General features: G+C 62.7%; 14 protein-coding genes. 7 read left to right on the top strand and 7 right to left on the bottom strand.

Annotated features, from left to right (window positions below; translation table 11 throughout):
* Positions 1-65: 65 nt before the first annotated feature.
* A complete protein-coding gene (locus L6D82_RS11555) occupies positions 66-923 on the top strand; it encodes a DUF2242 domain-containing protein (RefSeq protein ID WP_134022324.1) in 858 nt (285 codons plus the stop codon).
* A gap of 320 nt (positions 924-1,243) precedes the next feature.
* Here L6D82_RS11555 and L6D82_RS11550 read toward each other — a convergent pair whose 3' ends face one another.
* Together L6D82_RS11550 and L6D82_RS11545 are read right to left on the bottom strand one after the other, a co-directional pair.
* Positions 1,244-2,284, bottom strand: coding sequence for an AraC family transcriptional regulator (locus L6D82_RS11550; RefSeq protein WP_102687139.1), 1,041 nt, complete (start codon positions 2,282-2,284; stop codon positions 1,244-1,246).
* Positions 2,285-2,287: 3 nt separating this feature from the next.
* Positions 2,288-3,412: a nitrilase-related carbon-nitrogen hydrolase gene (locus L6D82_RS11545; protein WP_102687140.1), complete on the bottom strand. Its 1,125-nt coding sequence runs from the start codon at positions 3,410-3,412 to the stop codon at positions 2,288-2,290.
* A gap of 204 nt (positions 3,413-3,616) precedes the next feature.
* Here L6D82_RS11545 and L6D82_RS11540 point away from each other — a divergent pair, with 204 nt between their 5' ends.
* Both L6D82_RS11540 and L6D82_RS11535 read left to right on the top strand, forming a co-directional pair.
* A complete protein-coding gene (locus L6D82_RS11540) occupies positions 3,617-5,656 on the top strand; it encodes an NADPH-dependent 2,4-dienoyl-CoA reductase (RefSeq protein WP_085745920.1) in 2,040 nt (679 codons plus the stop codon).
* Positions 5,657-5,697: 41 nt separating this feature from the next.
* Positions 5,698-6,606 carry a 1-aminocyclopropane-1-carboxylate deaminase/D-cysteine desulfhydrase gene (locus tag L6D82_RS11535; RefSeq protein WP_085745921.1) on the top strand — a complete coding sequence of 303 codons (909 nt, stop codon included), beginning with the start codon at positions 5,698-5,700 and terminating at the stop codon, positions 6,604-6,606.
* Here L6D82_RS11535 and L6D82_RS11530 read toward each other — a convergent pair.
* From L6D82_RS11530 to L6D82_RS11520, 3 genes are all read right to left on the bottom strand, one after another.
* The gene (locus L6D82_RS11530; RefSeq protein ID WP_102687142.1) at positions 6,603-7,157 is read right to left on the bottom strand and encodes a cytochrome b; all 555 of its coding nucleotides are present in this window, start codon (positions 7,155-7,157) and stop codon (positions 6,603-6,605) included. The two genes, L6D82_RS11535 and L6D82_RS11530, sit on opposite strands and share 4 nt — an antisense overlap.
* A gap of 196 nt (positions 7,158-7,353) precedes the next feature.
* Positions 7,354-8,181: a phosphonoacetaldehyde hydrolase gene (gene phnX / locus L6D82_RS11525; RefSeq protein WP_085745923.1), complete on the bottom strand. Its 828-nt coding sequence runs from the start codon at positions 8,179-8,181 to the stop codon at positions 7,354-7,356.
* Positions 8,182-8,238: 57 nt separating this feature from the next.
* Complete coding sequence (locus L6D82_RS11520; RefSeq protein WP_102687143.1) at positions 8,239-9,348, bottom strand: 2-aminoethylphosphonate--pyruvate transaminase; 1,110 nt, start codon at positions 9,346-9,348, stop codon at positions 8,239-8,241.
* Between the two features lie 113 nt (positions 9,349-9,461).
* Here L6D82_RS11520 and L6D82_RS11515 point away from each other — a divergent pair, with 113 nt between their 5' ends.
* The gene (locus L6D82_RS11515) at positions 9,462-10,322 is read left to right on the top strand and encodes a LysR substrate-binding domain-containing protein (protein ID WP_236189090.1); all 861 of its coding nucleotides are present in this window, start codon (positions 9,462-9,464) and stop codon (positions 10,320-10,322) included.
* Here L6D82_RS11515 and L6D82_RS11510 read toward each other — a convergent pair.
* Entirely contained in the window at positions 10,292-11,191 is a 900-nt protein-coding gene (locus tag L6D82_RS11510) for a LysR family transcriptional regulator (protein WP_007951543.1), read from the bottom strand. The two genes, L6D82_RS11515 and L6D82_RS11510, sit on opposite strands and share 31 nt — an antisense overlap.
* A 289-nt stretch (positions 11,192-11,480) precedes the next feature.
* On the opposite strand from L6D82_RS11510, the gene L6D82_RS11505 reads away from it, so the two are divergent.
* Positions 11,481-12,806, top strand: a complete 1,326-nt coding sequence (locus L6D82_RS11505) for an MFS transporter (protein WP_007951542.1) — start codon at positions 11,481-11,483, stop codon at positions 12,804-12,806.
* Positions 12,807-12,879: 73 nt separating this feature from the next.
* Positions 12,880-14,271 (top strand): FAD-dependent oxidoreductase, encoded by a 1,392-nt coding sequence (locus L6D82_RS11500; RefSeq protein ID WP_134022328.1) that lies wholly within the window; start codon positions 12,880-12,882, stop codon positions 14,269-14,271.
* 3 nt (positions 14,272-14,274) lie between these two features.
* On the opposite strand, the gene L6D82_RS11495 is transcribed toward L6D82_RS11500, so the two are convergent.
* The gene (locus L6D82_RS11495; protein WP_102687145.1) at positions 14,275-15,681 is read right to left on the bottom strand and encodes a type VI secretion system Vgr family protein; all 1,407 of its coding nucleotides are present in this window, start codon (positions 15,679-15,681) and stop codon (positions 14,275-14,277) included.
* Between the two features lie 220 nt (positions 15,682-15,901).
* On the opposite strand from L6D82_RS11495, the gene L6D82_RS11490 reads away from it, so the two are divergent.
* Positions 15,902-16,606 (top strand): YebC/PmpR family DNA-binding transcriptional regulator, encoded by a 705-nt coding sequence (locus L6D82_RS11490; protein WP_007961154.1) that lies wholly within the window; start codon positions 15,902-15,904, stop codon positions 16,604-16,606.
* Positions 16,607-16,612 lie beyond the last annotated feature (6 nt).

The following is a 16,612-nucleotide window of genomic DNA, read 5'->3' as shown; positions in this document are numbered from 1 at the left end:
CATACGCCGCGGGGCAGCGATCTGTTGCACAATACGCCCCGGACCGTTTTCCCTCAGGATGTTTAATGTTGAATTCTATTCCCGTGCGTTTCATCGGGTTGGCGTTGTTGCTGACCGCCGCTGCCGGCTGCTCCAAGGACAAGCCCATCTACGAGCATGAGAATTTCGACGACTCCGGCACCTTTTCGCGCAATTACCCGGTGACCGACACCGCCAGTTGCGAAGCGGCCCGCCGAGCGTTGCTCAGCCAGGGCTACATCATTACCAGCAATGACCCGAAACTGGTCAGCGGGCACAAGAGCTTCCAGCAGACCGGCGAAACCCACCTGGAGATCAGCTTCAACGTGGTGTGCGCCGATGATGGCAGCGCCGGCCATCACGCCACCGTGTTCGCCAACGCCCTGCAGGACCGCTACGCACTGAAGAAGACCAACAACTCGGCCAGCCTCGGTGTCGGAGTGTTGGGTTCGGTGTCGATGCCGATCGGCTCGTCTGACGATTCGATGGTCAAGGTCGCCAGCGAAACCGTGTCGTCGCAGAAGTTCTACGAGCGTTTCTTCACGCTGGTCGAGCTGTTCCTGCCGGCCGATGCGAAGAAAGCCGCGCACATCACCGAGAAACCGAAGACCGACCTGGGTGTGCCGGAAGCCAAGGCGACGCCGGCTCCGCTGGCTCCAGCCCCTGCGGCTGAACCGACCCCGGCCCCAGCGCCGGCCGCTGAGCCCGCTGCGGCACCAGCGCCTGCAGAAGCGGCCCCTGCCAGCTCCGAACCTGTAGCACCGCCGGCCGAAGCTGCACCGATCACCCCGGCGCCAGTTGCCGAGCCTGCGCCTGCGACGGAAACCATCACGCCGCCGGCCAACCCGACGGACATGCCGCCGCCCTCCGAGCCGATTCCGGCCATGCCTGCCTCCGGTCAGTAAGCTTTACGCCACGCCTCCGACCTCTGTCGGACGCGTGGCGTTTTGTTATCTCCCTTGAGCTTCTTCCTGCCAGCCCTGTCGAAAAATTTCCCGCGATAAATTCCTGACCGCCTGCTACGTTTATTTCATGAAGGACGCGTTTCATTTTTCCTTCACACGGGCACTTTATGCTCGAGGCACTGGTCATTTGTTCCAGGCCATTTCAAGCAAGCAGTAGGGGGATTACGCAATGGATGACTATCAAGAAGAACTGCTCGAATTCCAGGCCTTTGAGCTGGATTCACCAGAGCCTGCGGAAGACGCCACCGAGCTGTGAGGCGTCAGCCTGTCTTGCGGTGACTGCGGCGAAATTCGCCCGGTGTCTGGCCGTTCCAGCGCTTGAAGGCGCGCTGGAAAGCTTCGGCCGAGGCAAAGCCCAGCAGGTAGGCAATTTCACCGAATGCCAGTTCGGTGTCGCGGATGTAGGTCATCGCCAGATCACGGCGGGTGTCATTGAGGATCGCGCGAAACTGCGTGCCTTCCTCGGCCAGCTTTCGCCGTAACGTCCAGGTCGGCAGCTTCAGGCGTGCCGCCACTTCTTCCAGGTCCGGTTCCCGGCCGCCATTGAGCAATGGCCCGAGCAATTGCGTGATGCGTTCACGCAGGCTGCGGGTGCGGGTCAATTGCTCCAGTTCCCGTTCGCACAGACCGAGCAAATGTTTCCAGGTGCTGGGGCAATGCTCCGGGTTGCGTTGGGCCAGGCTGGTGAGGCTCAGACGCAATTGATTGTGTTCGGCGCCGAACTGTATCGGGCAATCGCCCAGCACCGCATAAGCGTCGCGATAATCCGGGCTATCGAATTCGATCTCGATCCGCTCGGTGCGCAAGGGCTCGGGGCTGACGCTGGACAACTGCTGCAGCCAGCCGGCGATGATCGAATCCACCACAAAGCGGTTGTAGGCGTTGTACGGGCTGATCGAGTAGAAGCGCAGCCACGCACCGCTGGCGTCTTCGTGGAAACTCGACTGGCCGCGATAGTTGGAGCCGTACAAGGGTTCGAAGCGAGTCAGGCAGCGAGCGGCTTCGCGCACGGTTGGCGCCTGCGCGGCGGTCACACCGGCCAGCCCGGCCTGACTCAGGCGACTGAGCCGGCCCATGCGCAAACCCAGTGCCGGATCGCCGGTAAGCTGAATCGCGCCATGCCCCAGGCGCATGTAGCGCGGGATCGACAGGCGCGCCCCGGCTTCGGCCAGTCGTGCGGCATCCAGGCCGTACTGCTCGAGCAATGGCAGCGGATCGACGTCATGGCTGCGCACGGCATCGGCCAGGCTGTGGACGAAGCCCACCGACAGATCCCCGAGACGCATGGGCTGCGGTTTCATGGGTTACAACCAGAGGTTCAGCAGGCGCGCGCCACGGGCTTCGCTGTCAGCGAATTGCTGGCCGTTGCTGCTGAGGAAACTTTGCCCGGAACTCGGTTTGTCCCAGAACTGCCCGCGCAGAAACACACTCATGCCGGCCAGCGCCTTGCTGGCCGACGGTTGCGCGGTCAGGGTCAATTGGTGCCAGGCCTGGCCCTCGCTGACGGCTCCCGGTTTCAGGCTGACCGAGTCCGGCACGCTCAAGCCTTTGTAACCCTTCCACGGTTGATCCCACACGCCATGACCTGTGATCAGCGCCGGGACCGCAATCAGTTGCGCGCCTTGCTCATCCAGTTTGCGGTAGTTGTCCGGATACCAGCTGTCTCTGCCGATGAGCACGCCGAGGCGCCCGGCCGGGGTATCGACCACATTGATCCGGGAAGCCTCGCCGGAGCTGTCGTCCTGATCGAAGATCGGGCGCATCTGCCGTTGTGGCTGGCCGAGCGGGGCACCGTCGCGGCCAAACACTACGGTGCTGTTGTACAGCTCACCACTGCCGGTCTTGAGCCGGCCATCGATGATGTTCGGTTCAGGCAATACGATCGAGCCGGCCACCAGGGTGATGTGGAATTCCTTGGCCAGGCCACCGAACAGCGCCTGATAGTTCTTGGCCATGTCCCGGGATTTCATCCGCAGGTGCGCGTCATCCAGACGGCTGCTGCCCTTGGCGGCGAGCCAGGCGCGAGCAAACTGCACCGGATTGCTCGCGGCCAGCCAGTTCATCGCTTCGGCGAGGGTGGCGGCCTGGTACAGCTCGTCTTTCTCGCCGCTGATCATCAGCCAGGTGCCGACATGCTCGGGCAGGATGACCACGGTTTTATCATTCAACAGCCCCTGATCCTGCGCCTGCTGCAAATAGGCGGCGAGCTTGCGGTGCAGGCGTTCGGGGCTTTGGTAGTCGGTGGGGAACAGCTCGGGCTGGATGCCCAGCAGGTTGCCGCGATCGGCGGGCGTGCCCTGATCGACCGCCAGTTTGATCCGCAGGTCCGACAGGTAATGACCGGCCGGGCGGTCAGCCGCCCACATGGCGTAGAAGGTGAGCGCGGCGATGAGCGCCATGGAAAAAGTCAGGTACAGAAGTTTGCGCATGAAATCCAACAACAACCGGGTACAGGGTGTGCGGACAGGGTAGGGCGCCAGCCCCGGCTTGCCAAGGGGCGCTGCGCATTTGGATCAATAACTTGTCAGTTTCGGTCATTGAGTGACAGCGATGCGACTCCTAATCTGTCGAGCATGACTGACGGGGGACGCAGAGCTCCCGCATTTTCCGTGATCGCTGCTGTGGAGTTAACGATGACCGCCACTCAATACCCGCACCTGTTGGCCCCGCTGGACCTGGGATTCACCACGCTGCGCAACCGCACCCTGATGGGCTCGATGCACACCGGCCTTGAAGAGAAGCCGGGTGGTTTCGAACGCATGGCGGCGTATTTTGCCGAGCGTGCCCGTGGCGGTGTCGGCCTGATGGTCACCGGCGGTATCGGCCCGAACGACGAGGGCGGTGTGTACTCCGGCGCAGCCAAGCTGACCACCGAGGAAGAAGCGCTCAAGCACCGCATCGTCACTCGCGCTGTGCATGATGCGGGCGGCAAGATCTGCATGCAGATCCTCCACGCCGGCCGTTATGCCTACAGCCCGAAACAGGTCGCGCCGAGCGCCATCCAGGCGCCGATCAACCCGTTCAAGCCCAAAGAGCTGGACGAGGAAGGCATCGAGAAGCAGATCAGCGATTTCGTCACCTGCTCGGTACTGGCCCAGACCGCCGAGTACGACGGCGTGGAAATCATGGGCTCGGAAGGTTATTTCATTAACCAGTTCCTCGCCGCCCACACCAACCACCGCACCGACCGTTGGGGCGGCAGCTACGAAAACCGCATGCGCCTGCCGGTGGAAATCGTACGCCGCGTACGTGAAGCGGTCGGCCCGAACTTCATCATCATCTTCCGTCTGTCGATGCTCGATCTGGTGGAAGGCGGCAGCACCTGGGAAGAAATCGTCACCCTGGCCAAAGCCATCGAGCAGGCCGGCGCGACCCTCATCAACACCGGTATCGGCTGGCACGAAGCGCGGATCCCGACCATCGCCACCAAAGTGCCGCGTGCGGCGTTCAGCAAGGTCACCGCCAAGCTGCGTGGCTCGGTGAGTATTCCGCTGATCACCACCAACCGTATCAACACCCCGGAAGTCGCCGAGCAGATCCTCGCCGAAGGCGATGCCGACATGGTCTCGATGGCGCGGCCGTTCCTCGCCGATCCGGACTTCGTCAACAAGGCAGCTGAAGGCCGCGCCGACGAAATTAACACCTGCATTGGTTGCAACCAGGCCTGCCTCGATCACACCTTCGGCGGCAAGCTCACCAGTTGCCTGGTCAACCCGCGTGCCTGCCACGAGACCGAACTCAACTACCTGCCGGTCAAGCAGATCAAGAAGATCGCCGTGGTCGGTGCCGGTCCTGCCGGTCTGTCCGCTGCCACCGTGGCCGCCGAGCGCGGGCATCAGGTGACCTTGTTTGATTCGGCCAGCGAAATCGGTGGCCAGTTCAACGTCGCGAAACGTGTGCCGGGCAAGGAAGAGTTCTACGAAACCCTGCGCTACTTCAAACGCAAACTGCAGACCACCAACGTCGAGGTGTGCCTGAACACCCGCGTCGACGTGGCGAAACTGGTCGAGGGCGGTTACGACGAAGTCATCCTGGCGACCGGCATTGCGCCGCGTCTGCCGGCGATTCCGGGTGTCGAGAACGCCAAGGTGCTGAGCTACCTGGATGTGTTGCTTGAGCGCAAACCGGTCGGCAAGCGTGTGGCGGTGATCGGTGCCGGCGGTATCGGTTTTGACGTCTCGGAATTCCTCGTCCATGAAGGCGTGGCCACCAGTCAGGATCGCGCCGCGTTCTGGAAAGAGTGGGGCATCGACACGAATCTGGAAGCCCGTGGTGGCGTGGCCGGGATCAAGGCTGCACCGCACGCACCGGCGCGCGACGTGTTCCTGCTGCAACGCAAGAAATCCAAGGTCGGCGACGGTCTGGGCAAGACCACCGGCTGGATTCACCGCACCGGTCTCAAGAACAAGCAGGTGCAGATGCTCAACAGCGTCGAATACCTGAAGATCGACGACGAAGGCCTGCACATCCGCATCGGCGAAACCGGCGAGCCGCAAGTGCTGCCGGTGGACAACATCGTCATCTGCGCCGGCCAGGATCCGCTGCGCGAGCTGCACGACGGTCTGGTCGAAGCCGGGCAGAACGTGCACCTGATCGGCGGCGCCGATGTGGCGGCCGAACTGGATGCCAAACGTGCGATCAATCAGGGTTCGCGTCTGGCCGCCGAGCTCTGATCCACCCTAGAATGCCGGCTCTTTGCACAGAGCCGGCCTTCATGTTTCTGCCTCCCACCGACTGGCTACCTCAAGCCCCCCTCGAAGCGCTTCATCTGGACTGGCTCACCGCCGCCGGCGTTGAAGTCGCGATCCTGCGTCTCGACCGGATCGATCCGCTGATCAGCGGCAACAAGTGGTTCAAACTCGTCGAACATCTCAAAGCTGCCGACCGTGCGGGCGCCGAAGGCATCATCAGCCTGGGCGGTGCGCACTCCAATCATCTGCATGCGCTGGCGGCTGCGGGCAAACGCCTGGGATTCGCAACGGTCGGGCTGTTGCGCGGGCATCAGCAGGACACGCCGACGGTGAGGGATCTGCGGGATTTCGGCATGCAGCTGCACTGGCTCGGTTACGGCGGCTATAGGGCGCGGCACGAGCCGGGGTTCTGGCAGCCGTGGCTGGCGCAGTATCCGACGCTGCATCCGGTGCCTGAAGGGGGCGGCGGGTTGCCGGGCGCGCAGGGCTGCGCGGCACTGAAGGATCAGGTCAGTCAACAACTCGGTAAGCTCGGCTGGGACGACTACCACGGTTGGTGGCTGGCCTGCGGCACGGGCACCACGCTCGCGGGATTGGTGTTGGCCGAGTCCGGACAACATGCGGTGTACGGCGCAATGGCCGTGCCCGACGATCACGGCGTCGCGGCCAATCTCGAGGCAATTGTGGGCAAGGCTGGAGGCTACGAACTGATCGACGCCAGTCGTGGCGGTTTCGCCAAGGTCGATCCGGCGTTGCTTGAATTCATCGCGCAAACCGAACAGGCCAGCGGCATTCCCCTCGAACCGCTGTACACCGGCAAAGCCTTGCTGGCGCTCAAACAACAGATCGAGGCGGGTCGCTTTGCCCGCGGTTCACGCTTGATCTTCGTCCACACCGGCGGCTTGCAGGGTCGGCGTGGATTCGACGGTTAACCCTGGCTGCGCTTGGGCATCATCCGCAGCAGCGTGTTATCGCGCACCACGTAATGGTGATAGATCCCCGCCAGCGCATGCAGGCCGATCAGCCAGTAGCCGATGGTGCTGATCAGCACATGCCAGTGCTCGACGTCTTTGGCGAACACCTTGTCTTCATTCACCAGCAACGGCAGGTCGAAACCGTAGAACATCACCTGATGACCTTCGGCGCTGGTGATCAGCCAGCCGAGAATCGGCATGCTGATCATGAACAGGTACAAGGCCCAATGCATCAAGCGTGCGAGGGTGGTTTGCCACTGTGGCGAGGCCGGGAAGATTTTCGGCGCCGGGCCCAGGCTGCGGGCGAACAGGCGAAACCAGACCAGCACGAACACGGTCAGCCCGAGCATGTAATGCACTTCGCGGATCAGCGTGCGACCGCCGCTGCCCTTGGGAAACAGCCCGCGCAATTCCATGCTGGCGTACACCAGCACCAACAGCACCAGCATCAGCCAGTGCAACAGGATCGACACGGTGCTGTAACGGGATTCGGAATTTGTCCACGGCATACGGCGTTCCTCACGGTTCAGGGCTCAAGCGTGCCGTTCTGCGACGGCATGCCTTAACTGTAATCCCCTTTGGCGCGTTTGCCCGAGGCTAAAAAAGCTTTCACTGAGCTGAGTCAGCGATTTGACTGAAAACGCCCATGAAAAAACGCCAGTGTCGGGCAGACACTGGCGTTTTTGTTTGCGGCAGACGGCGCTATCAGCTGCTTTGCGGCATCTCGCCGTTGGCCAGGCGCTTGTTGATGTCGGCAATCACTTCCGGCAGATCGGTGATGGTGTCGATCATGTAGTGCGGGCGCGAACCTTCGAACAGCGCGTGAATGCGCTTGCGCTCACTGGCCAAGGCGTCGCTGCCCAGTGCGCGATAGCCTTCGTAATCCAGGCCCAGCGCGTTGCCGGAGCAGATCAGCGCCACGGTCCACATGCCGGCGCGACGGCCTTCGAGAATCCCCGGCACGGTGTCGTCGATCTTCACGCAGGCGGCGACATCGTCGATGCCCAGCGCAATCACGTTGGCCAGCGCCTGGGCTGGCCATGGGCGGCCGTTCGGCACTTCGTCGGTGGCGACGACGTGGTCGGCGACGTAGCCGTTGGTGGCGGCGAGTGCCACAACCTTGTCCATCACCTGCTTCGGATAACCCGAGCAGGAACCGATCTTGATCCCTTGCTGACGCAGGTTGGCGATGGTCTCCAGCGCGCCGGGAATCAGCGCCGAATGCTCGGCGATTTTCTCGATCTGCAGCGGCATGAAGCGGTTGTAGATCGCGGTCACGTCATCGTCGGTCGGGGTGCGGCCGAACGCCTTGCGATAGCGCTCGGCAACCTGCGGCTGATCGCACAGGGTGCGGATGTGATCCCACTTGCCCATGCCCATCGGGCCACGGGCCTCTTCGATGGAAACCTGGACGTCGAACTCGGCGAAGGCTTCGACGAAGATCTGGGTCGGTGCGAAAGAACCGAAGTCGACCACGGTGCCGGCCCAGTCGAGGATGGCGGCTTGCAGCTGGGTTGGGTTGTTGTAGTTCATGTTGGTCAGAATCCTGTGTGGGCAATGCAATTCAAATGAGGGAGCGGGCCGGGTGAATCAGATGTCGAGCACTTCCATCTCGCGCAGCACTTCACCCACCGCCGCGACGGCTTCGCGCATCTGCGCGGGGGTGACGTGGCCGATGCAGCCGACGCGGAAGGTTTCGACCTGGGTCAGCTTGCCGGGGTAGAGGATGTAACCCTTGGCCTTGACCCGTTCGTAGAAGTCCTTGAACTGGTAGCGCGGATCTTTCGGTGCGTGGAAGGTCGCGATGATCGGCGCCTGAATCGCAGCAGGCAGGAAGCTGCGCAAGCCGAGTTTGCCCATCTCTTCCATCAGTGCCTGGCAGTTGGCGGCGTAACGCGCATGCCGCGCCGGCAGGCCGCCTTCTTCGTTGTATTGCAGCAGGGCTTCATGCAACGCGGCGACCACATGGGTCGGCGGGGTGAAGCGCCATTGGCCGGTCTTCTTCATGTAGCTGTGCTGGTCGAACAGGTCCATCGCCAGCGAATGCGAATTGCCGGCGGCTGCGGCCAGAGATTCCTTGCGTGCAAACACGAAGCCCATGCCCGGCACGCCTTCCAGGCATTTGCCGGAGGCGGCAATCAGCGCGTCGAACGGGACTTTTTGCGCATCCACCGGCAGTGCGCCGAAGGAGCTCATGGCATCGATGATCAGGCGTTTGCCGTGTTGCTCGACGACCTGGGCGATCTCCGGCAGCGGGTTGAGGATGCCGGTGCTGGTTTCGCAGTGGATCAGCGCGACGTGGGTAATGTCGCTGTCGGCACGCAGCAGGCGGTCGACGTCGGCGGCGGTGGTCGGTTCGTCTTCAGCGGTTTCAAAGGTGCTGAACGAGCGGCCGAGCACTTCGCAGATTTTCGCCAGACGTTTGCCGTAGGCGCCGTTGATCAACACCAGTACCTTGCCGTCGCGGGGGACGAGGGTGCCGATCGCGGCTTCGACAGCGAAGGTGCCGCTGCCCTGCAAAGGTACGCAGTGATGGCTGTCGGCGCCGTTGAGGATCGCCAGCAGTTGTTCGCACAGGCTGGCGGTCAGTTGGTTGAAGCGGTCATCCCATGAACCCCAGTCGACCATCATCGCCTGGCGGGTGCGGGCCGAGGTGGTCAACGGGCCGGGAGTGAGCAGGATGGGTGCGGCAGTACTCATTCGTGTGTCCTCGCGATAGCGCTGTGGGATGAAGCTACGGGACCTACGTTGCAATTCGGCGGATCATCAATCAAATTGTTTGTTGTTATGCCAGCCATCAGTGAGGGTTATTAATGAACCTGTTCCAGCTCCGCGCCTTCGACGCCGTGGCCCGGGAAGGCAGCTTCACCCGTGCCGCCGCACGCTTGTTCATCAGCCAGCCGGCGGTCACCGGGCACATCAAGGCGCTGGAGGAGCATTACCAGATCACGCTGTTGCGACGGACGGCGCGCCGGGTCGAGCTGACAGAAGAGGGCATCAAACTGGCGGCGATCACCCGGGCGATGTTCGGTATGGCCGAAGAGGCGCAGGCGCTGCTTGAGGCTAATCGGCAATTGCTGACCGGACGCCTTGAGGTGGCGGCGGACGGTCCGCACATGGTCATGCCGATGCTTGCCAGCCTGCGGGCGCGCTATCCGGGGATCACGGTGAATCTGCGGTTGGGCAATGCCCAGGAAACGTTGGCGGCGTTGTTGTCCGAGCATGCCGATGTGGCGGTGCTGACCGAGGTCGAGCCGCGCAAAGGGCTGCATCTGCAAGCACTGAGTGAATCGCGGATCTGCGCACTGGTGCCGGCCGCGCATCCGTGGGCGACGCGTTCCGGCGAGGTCAGGCTCAAGGAACTGGATCAGGTGATCATGGTGTTGCGCGAGCCGAGTTCGATTACCCGGCGTACGTTTGATCAGGCCTGTGCGCAGGCGTCGGTCAGCCCACGGGTTTTGCTGGAGCTCGACAGCCGCGAGGCAGTGACGGAGGCGGTAGCGGCTGAATTGGGGGTGGGGGTGGTGTCATCGGTGGAGGTCAGTCATGACCCCCGTGTCGTCGCAATTCCCATCGCGGGAGAAGGGCTGGTGAACCGGCACATGATTGGCTGCGTGGAGCGGCGGCGAGAGTTGCGGTTGATTCAGGCGTTTTTCGGGTTGGCGCCGGTCTGAACAAGACTTTCGCGAACCATCTCGAGAAACGTCGCCACTACCCGCCGCGAGCTCTGCTCCCGCAGGCACACCAGTGTCTCGGTCAGTCGCCGGGTGCAATCGGTGATCGGCAACGCGCAAACCCGCGAGTCCGCACCAAACTCCGCCGCCGACACCACGCCCACCCCAATCCCCACGACCACTGCCTCCCGCGCCGCTTCCCGGCCTTCGACCTGAATCGCCGGGCGGATGCGGAAACCGGCGCGGGCCATTTCCTCTTCCAGGGTCTGGCGGGTCACCGAGCCGTGTTCACGCAGCACCAGCGGCGTGTCGTCCAGATCCTCCAGGCAGATCGATTCACGCTCGGCCCATGGATGATGGCGCGAGACGAACGCCACCATCGGATCGTTGCGCAGCGGCACGCACAGCAGGCGTTCATCGCTGACATCGCGCCCGAGCAACGCCAGATCAGCCTGATAGTTGAACAGTCGAAACAGCGATTCATCGGTGTTACCGGTCTCGATCTTCACGCTGATCCCCGGATAGCGCTCACAAAACCGGGCAATCTGCGGCAGCACATGCACCGGTGCATCCACCGCCAGAATCAGGCTGCCGGTCTGCAAGGCCTGGGATTCCTGCAGCAACTCCTGGGCTTCGGCTTCGACCACGAACAAGCGCTGGGTGATCGCCAGCAAGCGTTCCCCCAGATCCGTCAGGCGCACCGAGCGCTTGTTGCGATGGAACAGCAACACACCGAAGCGTTCTTCCAGCTTGCGCACCTGGTCGGAAATCGCCGGTTGCGTCAGATAAAGCCGCTCGGCGGCCTTGGTGAAGCTTCCGTGCACGGCCACGGCGTGAAAGGCTTTGAGCTGGGCGTGGGAAACCGACATGGCTGATTCCTCGTTTACAGGCGAACTTCAGTAACAAGCTGAGCTTATGTGTGAAATACGATAAATCGATTTTATTTATTAAACAGTAATTGCTTTGATCGGCTCACGCCAACGCTGACTGCCCGGTCGGGCAGCGACGCTGGCCATGAGCCTGTGCGTGCAACACCAGGACTCATCTGACCGGTATCGCCGAAGGGACGGGGTGATATCGCAGTGCTCAACAATAAAAAACACAGGCGTTTACTCATCGATTCTGCCGGCACACTCACACCCTGAGGTCAGAACCACAATGAACAAGCACATCGGCACCATTGCGCGTTGGCGCATGCAGATCTTCGCTGTCACCTGGCTCGCTTACGCCGCGTTCTATTTCACCCGCAAAGCCTTTTCGGTGGCCAAACTGGGCATCGCCGAAGACCCAAGCTTCACCCTCGACAAAATGGCCATGGCCAACCTCGACGCGATTTACCTGGCGGCCTACGCCATCGGCCAGTTCACCTGGGGCATGCTCGCCGACCGCTTCGGTCCTCGGGTTGTTGTCCTGGGTGGTTTGCTGATTTCCGCTGCTGCGGCGCTGGTGATGGGCAGTTTCGCGACGCTGCCGATCTTCGCCACTTGCATGCTGATTCAGGGGCTGGCGCAGTCCACCGGCTGGTCGGGGCTGTGCAAGAACCTCGGCAGTTTCTTCCCCTCCGAACAACGCGGGCGAGTGCTCGGGTTGTGGAGTTCCTGTTATGCGTTCGGCGGTCTGGTGGCGTCGCCGTTCGCTGGCTGGTGGGCGTACACGCTGATCGGTTCGTGGCACGCGGCGTTCATTTCCAGCGCGGCGGTGGTCGCGGTGGTGGCGGTTTTGTTCTTTATCTTCCAGCGCGACAAGCCGGAAGACGTCGGCTTGCCCGCCGTGGAGCCGGAGCCGGTCATCAGCGCCGAGGAAGCCGAAGCCAACAGCAAACTCAGCGTGTGGGAACCGCTCAAGGAAATCCTGCGCAACCGTACGGTGCTGGTGCTGGGTCTGGCGTATTTCCTGTTGAAACCGGCGCGTTACGCGATTCTGCTGTGGGGCCCGGTGATCGTGTTCGAACAGATGCCTTCGGTCGGCAAGGTCGGCGCGGCGATCATTCCCACCGCGTTTGAACTGGCCGGGCTGCTGGGGCCGATCATGATTGGCCTGGCCTCGGACAAACTGTTCGGCGCCCGACGCATGCCGGCCTGCGTGTTGAGTCTGCTGGCGCTGACCGTGACCCTCGCGCTGTTCATGGGCGCCTTGCACACCGGCAGCGTGATGTTGGTGGTGGCACTGTTGTTCGTGATGGGCCTGACCCTGTACGGCCCGGACTCGATGATCAGCGGCGCGGCCGCGATCGATTTTGGCAAGGCCAAGGCCGGCGCCACGGCGGCGGGATTCGTCAACGGCTGCGGCTCGGTCGGTGCAGTGCTCGGAGGTTTGCTGCCGGGCTACTTCGACTCAGTGACGGTGTTCATCGTGTTCGCCGGTTGTGCGCTGTTCTCGGCGCTGGTGCTGATTCCGCACTGGAACAGCCGCCCGGTCGGCGTCATGGAGCCACGTGCCTACGTGCCCAATCGTGCCCTGACCATCAAACCCCTGCGTAACTGAATAAACCCTGCCTCGCGGCCTGCTGCGGCATTCGCGGCAGGCTGTGCCGTGGCCGACTGACTGGAGAACTTTCATGAGACCGTTTTGGCTGGAGCAGGCTTTGCAGCTCGACACGTCCGAACCTTGCCCGCCGCTGCAAGGCGATGTGCGCACCGACGTGTGCATCGTTGGCGGCGGTTACACCGGGTTGTGGACGGCGATCATGCTCAAGCAGCAGAACCCCGAACTCGATGTGGTGCTGATCGAAGCCGACATCTGCGGTGCCGGCGCCAGTGGGCGCAACGGCGGTTGTGCGTTGTCGTGGTCGGCGAAGTATTTCACCCTCGAGCGGCTGTTCGGCGTCGAAGAGGCGGTGCGGCTGGTCAAGGAGTCGGAGCGCAGCATCCACGCCATCGGCGAGTTCTGCGAGCAGTACGGCGTCGATGCCGATTACCGACTCGATGGCACGCTTTACACCGCCACCAACCGCGCGCAATGCGGCTCCACCGACGCGGTGATTGCGGCGCTGGAGCGCAATGGCATCAACTCGTTTACCCAGCGGCCGGTCGCCGATGTACAGCGCATGGCCGGTTCGGCAAAACACCTGGAGGGCTGGTTCTCGCCGGCCGCCGCCAGTGTGCAGCCGGGCAAATTGGTGCGTGGCTTGCGCCGGGTGGCGTTGCAGTTGGGCGTGCGAATTCACGAAAGCACGGCGATGACCGGGCTGGAAGAGGGCCGTCCGGCTCGTATTCACACGGCGAACGGCTGCGTGACCGCCGACCGCGTGGTGCTGGCGATGAACGCGTGGATGGCCCGCGCTTTTCCGCAGTTCGAACGCAGCGTGGCGATCGTCTCCAGCGACATGCTGATCACCGAGCCACGTCCGGATCTGTTGCAGGAAATCGGTTTGACCAGCGGCGTCACGGTGCTCGACTCGCGGATTTTCGTGCATTACTACCACAACACCCCGGACGGCCGGATCATGCTCGGCAAGGGTGGCAATACCTTCGCCTATGGCGGGCGGATGCTGCCGGTGTTCGATCAGCCCTCGCCCTATACCGGGTTGCTCAAACGCAGTCTCGATGACTTCTTCCCGGCGTTCGCCGATGTGAAAGTCGACGCAACCTGGAACGGCCCTTCGGATCGCTCGGTCACCGGCCTGCCGTTCTTCGGCCGGATGAGTGCCAGCGGCAACGTGTTCTATGGTTTCGGCTATTCCGGCAGTGGCGTCGGGCCTTGCCACATGGGCGGGCAGATTCTCGCCTCGCTGGTGCAGGGCCTCGACAACCCGTGGACGCGCTCGCCGCTGGTCAATGGGCCGCTGGGCTATTTTCCGCCGGAACCGATCCGCTACCTCGGCTCGCTGATGGTGCGCAACGCCATTCGCCGCAAGGAGCGCGCCGAGGATCACGGTCGGCGGCCCCGGCACCTCGATGTGCGTCTGGCGAAATTCGCAGCGGCGGCGGGCAAGGCCGACAAAGGTTAATCGTCAGCGCGGCGGGGCGGAGCGGTTGAGCAGCCAGTCGAGCAAGAGGTCGTCGTCGGGCTCGGTTTCTTTCGGCTGTGCCGGTCGGGGTCGGCAGACGTCGAGGCAGAGGATCGGCCGGTCGGGATCGCTGTCGAGAAAACTCACCCAGACCTCGCTGCCGGCGCAGGGCAGATCTTCCCGAGGCAGGCCGCCGCCGACGTGGGGCATGACCACTGGCAACCACAGTCCTTCGCTGGCGCTGGCATCAGGTTGGTCAGGCCATAACCGCACGGCGATCCGTCCCTGATCGTCCACCTGCGCCGGTTGCCCCGGCGCGCCAAGCACTTGCGCCGGCTGATACCCCGGAATGCCCGGGCGCGGTTGTTTCGGCGGCGGGCGAAACGGGGTCGACCAGGGCAGCGCGGTGAAGTCGTTGTGATAGCGACGAACCGTCGGCACGGGATCGAGAATCGAAGGTTGCTGGCCCTGATGACGCAAATCGGTGATCAGCCACTGCTCGTTGAACGCGTTTACCGGGTGCTCCATGACTTGCAACAGACGCCCGCTGAGCAGTCGCGGACAATCGCTGCGGCCCTGAATCGAGCGCGACCGGCAGCGTTGGCGTTCCAGCAGTCGACGACTGCGCTGGGCCGCGTGACGTTGTGCAGTCGGCAGAAATCCCGGTGGGGCGACGGGACTGCCCAGCGTGTGATTGGCGGCCTCCTGGCCCGTAATCGAATGCCCTCGCTCACGCACGCCGGCAGGAATCTGAGGCAGCACCGCCTCATGGCGCTGGAACAGGCTGCTGAGGCCGGTTGCCGGCGCATCGATCTGCGTGTTGAAAGCAATCGCCGTCGGTTGCTGCGGCAGGCTCAGACTGTCATCGGCGAACACCACCACATGGCCGTCCGGCTGATGTTCGAAGTGATAGTGGATGCCTTCCTCCTCACAAAGCCGTTGCACAAAGGCCAGATCGGTTTCCTCGTACTGAATGCAGAACGGCCGCGGCGGGTAGTGGCCGACGGTCATCTCGATCCGGTAGCTGTGGGCAGGCAGGTGATGTTCGCTGAGCAGTTGCTCAAGGATGGCCGGCACGTTCAGTTGCGTGAAGACCCGGCGTACGGGATGTTGCTCCAGCGCTTGCAGATGCGGCATCAGCACCAGTTGGTAGGCGATCCGGTGCGTCGCGCGGTGTTCGCAACTGGCGCTTTGGATGATGCCGTGAATCCCGTGGTCGTCATCCAGATGCAGAAACGCCGCCTGATGCAGCAGCGTGCCGGGTGACCAGGCGGGTGCCAGGCCCATGACTTCGATTTCAAACCGAAAGGGCTGATTCAGCGCTTCATGACCGCTGAAGCGCAGGACCGGCAGGCTTATCCCGCCTTCGGCCAGGGTCAGCGAAAACGGACTTTCCTTGTCATTGAGCATTCGGGCGGGCTCTGTTCAGGCAATACGGGCCACAGAGGGTACGAAAACACGACGTTGAATGGACGTGGCAAACCGGTTTTTCAGAATCGCCCTACAAGGCGCGTAGAAGATGTCGATGCGCATCGGAATTTTTGGTCGATTGCCGACTTTAGGCCGTATAAACTTGGCGCCATGCGTCGGCCAATAGATGTCTCGGCGCCACAGATCAAGAGAGTGAGTAATGGGCGCACAGTGGAAGGTTAAACACAAAGAAGCGGCAGCCAACGCCAAGGGCAAGATCTTCGGCAAACTGGTGAAGGAAATCACCATTGCTGCGCGTAACGGTGCCGATACCGCCACCAACGCACACCTGCGTCTGGTGGTCGAACAGGCCAAGAAAGCCTCGATGCCCAAGGAAACCCTGGACCGCGCCATCAAGAAGGGTGCTGGCCTGCTGGGCGAAACCGTTCAATACCATCGCGTGACCTACGAAGGTTTCGCACCGCATCAGGTGCCGCTGATCGTCGAGTGCGTGACCGACAACATCAACCGCACCGTGGCGGAAATCCGCGTGGCGTTCCGCAAGGGCCAACTGGGTGCTTCCGGTTCCGTTGCCTGGGACTTCAACCATGTCGGCATGATCGAAGCGTCGCCGGACACCCCGGACGCCGATCCTGAGATGGCCGCGATCGAAGCCGGCGCCCAGGATTTCGAGCCGGGCGAAGAGGGCGCGACCCTGTTCCTGACCGATCCGACCGACCTCGATGCCGTGCAGAAAGCCCTGCCGGAACAAGGCTTCACCGTGCTGTCGGCCAAACTGGGCTACCAGCCGAAGAACCCGGTCAGCGGCCTGAGCGACGAGCAGATGGCTGAAGTCGAGGCGTTCCTCGAAGGCCTGGACAACCATGACGACGTGCAGGACATGTTCGTCGGTCTGGCCGGCTGACACACC

It is taken from the genome of Pseudomonas paraglycinae (genome assembly GCF_021601625.1).
GTDB lineage: Bacteria > Pseudomonadota > Gammaproteobacteria > Pseudomonadales > Pseudomonadaceae > Aquipseudomonas > Aquipseudomonas paraglycinae.
This window is presented reverse-complemented; position numbering and strand designations above follow the sequence as displayed.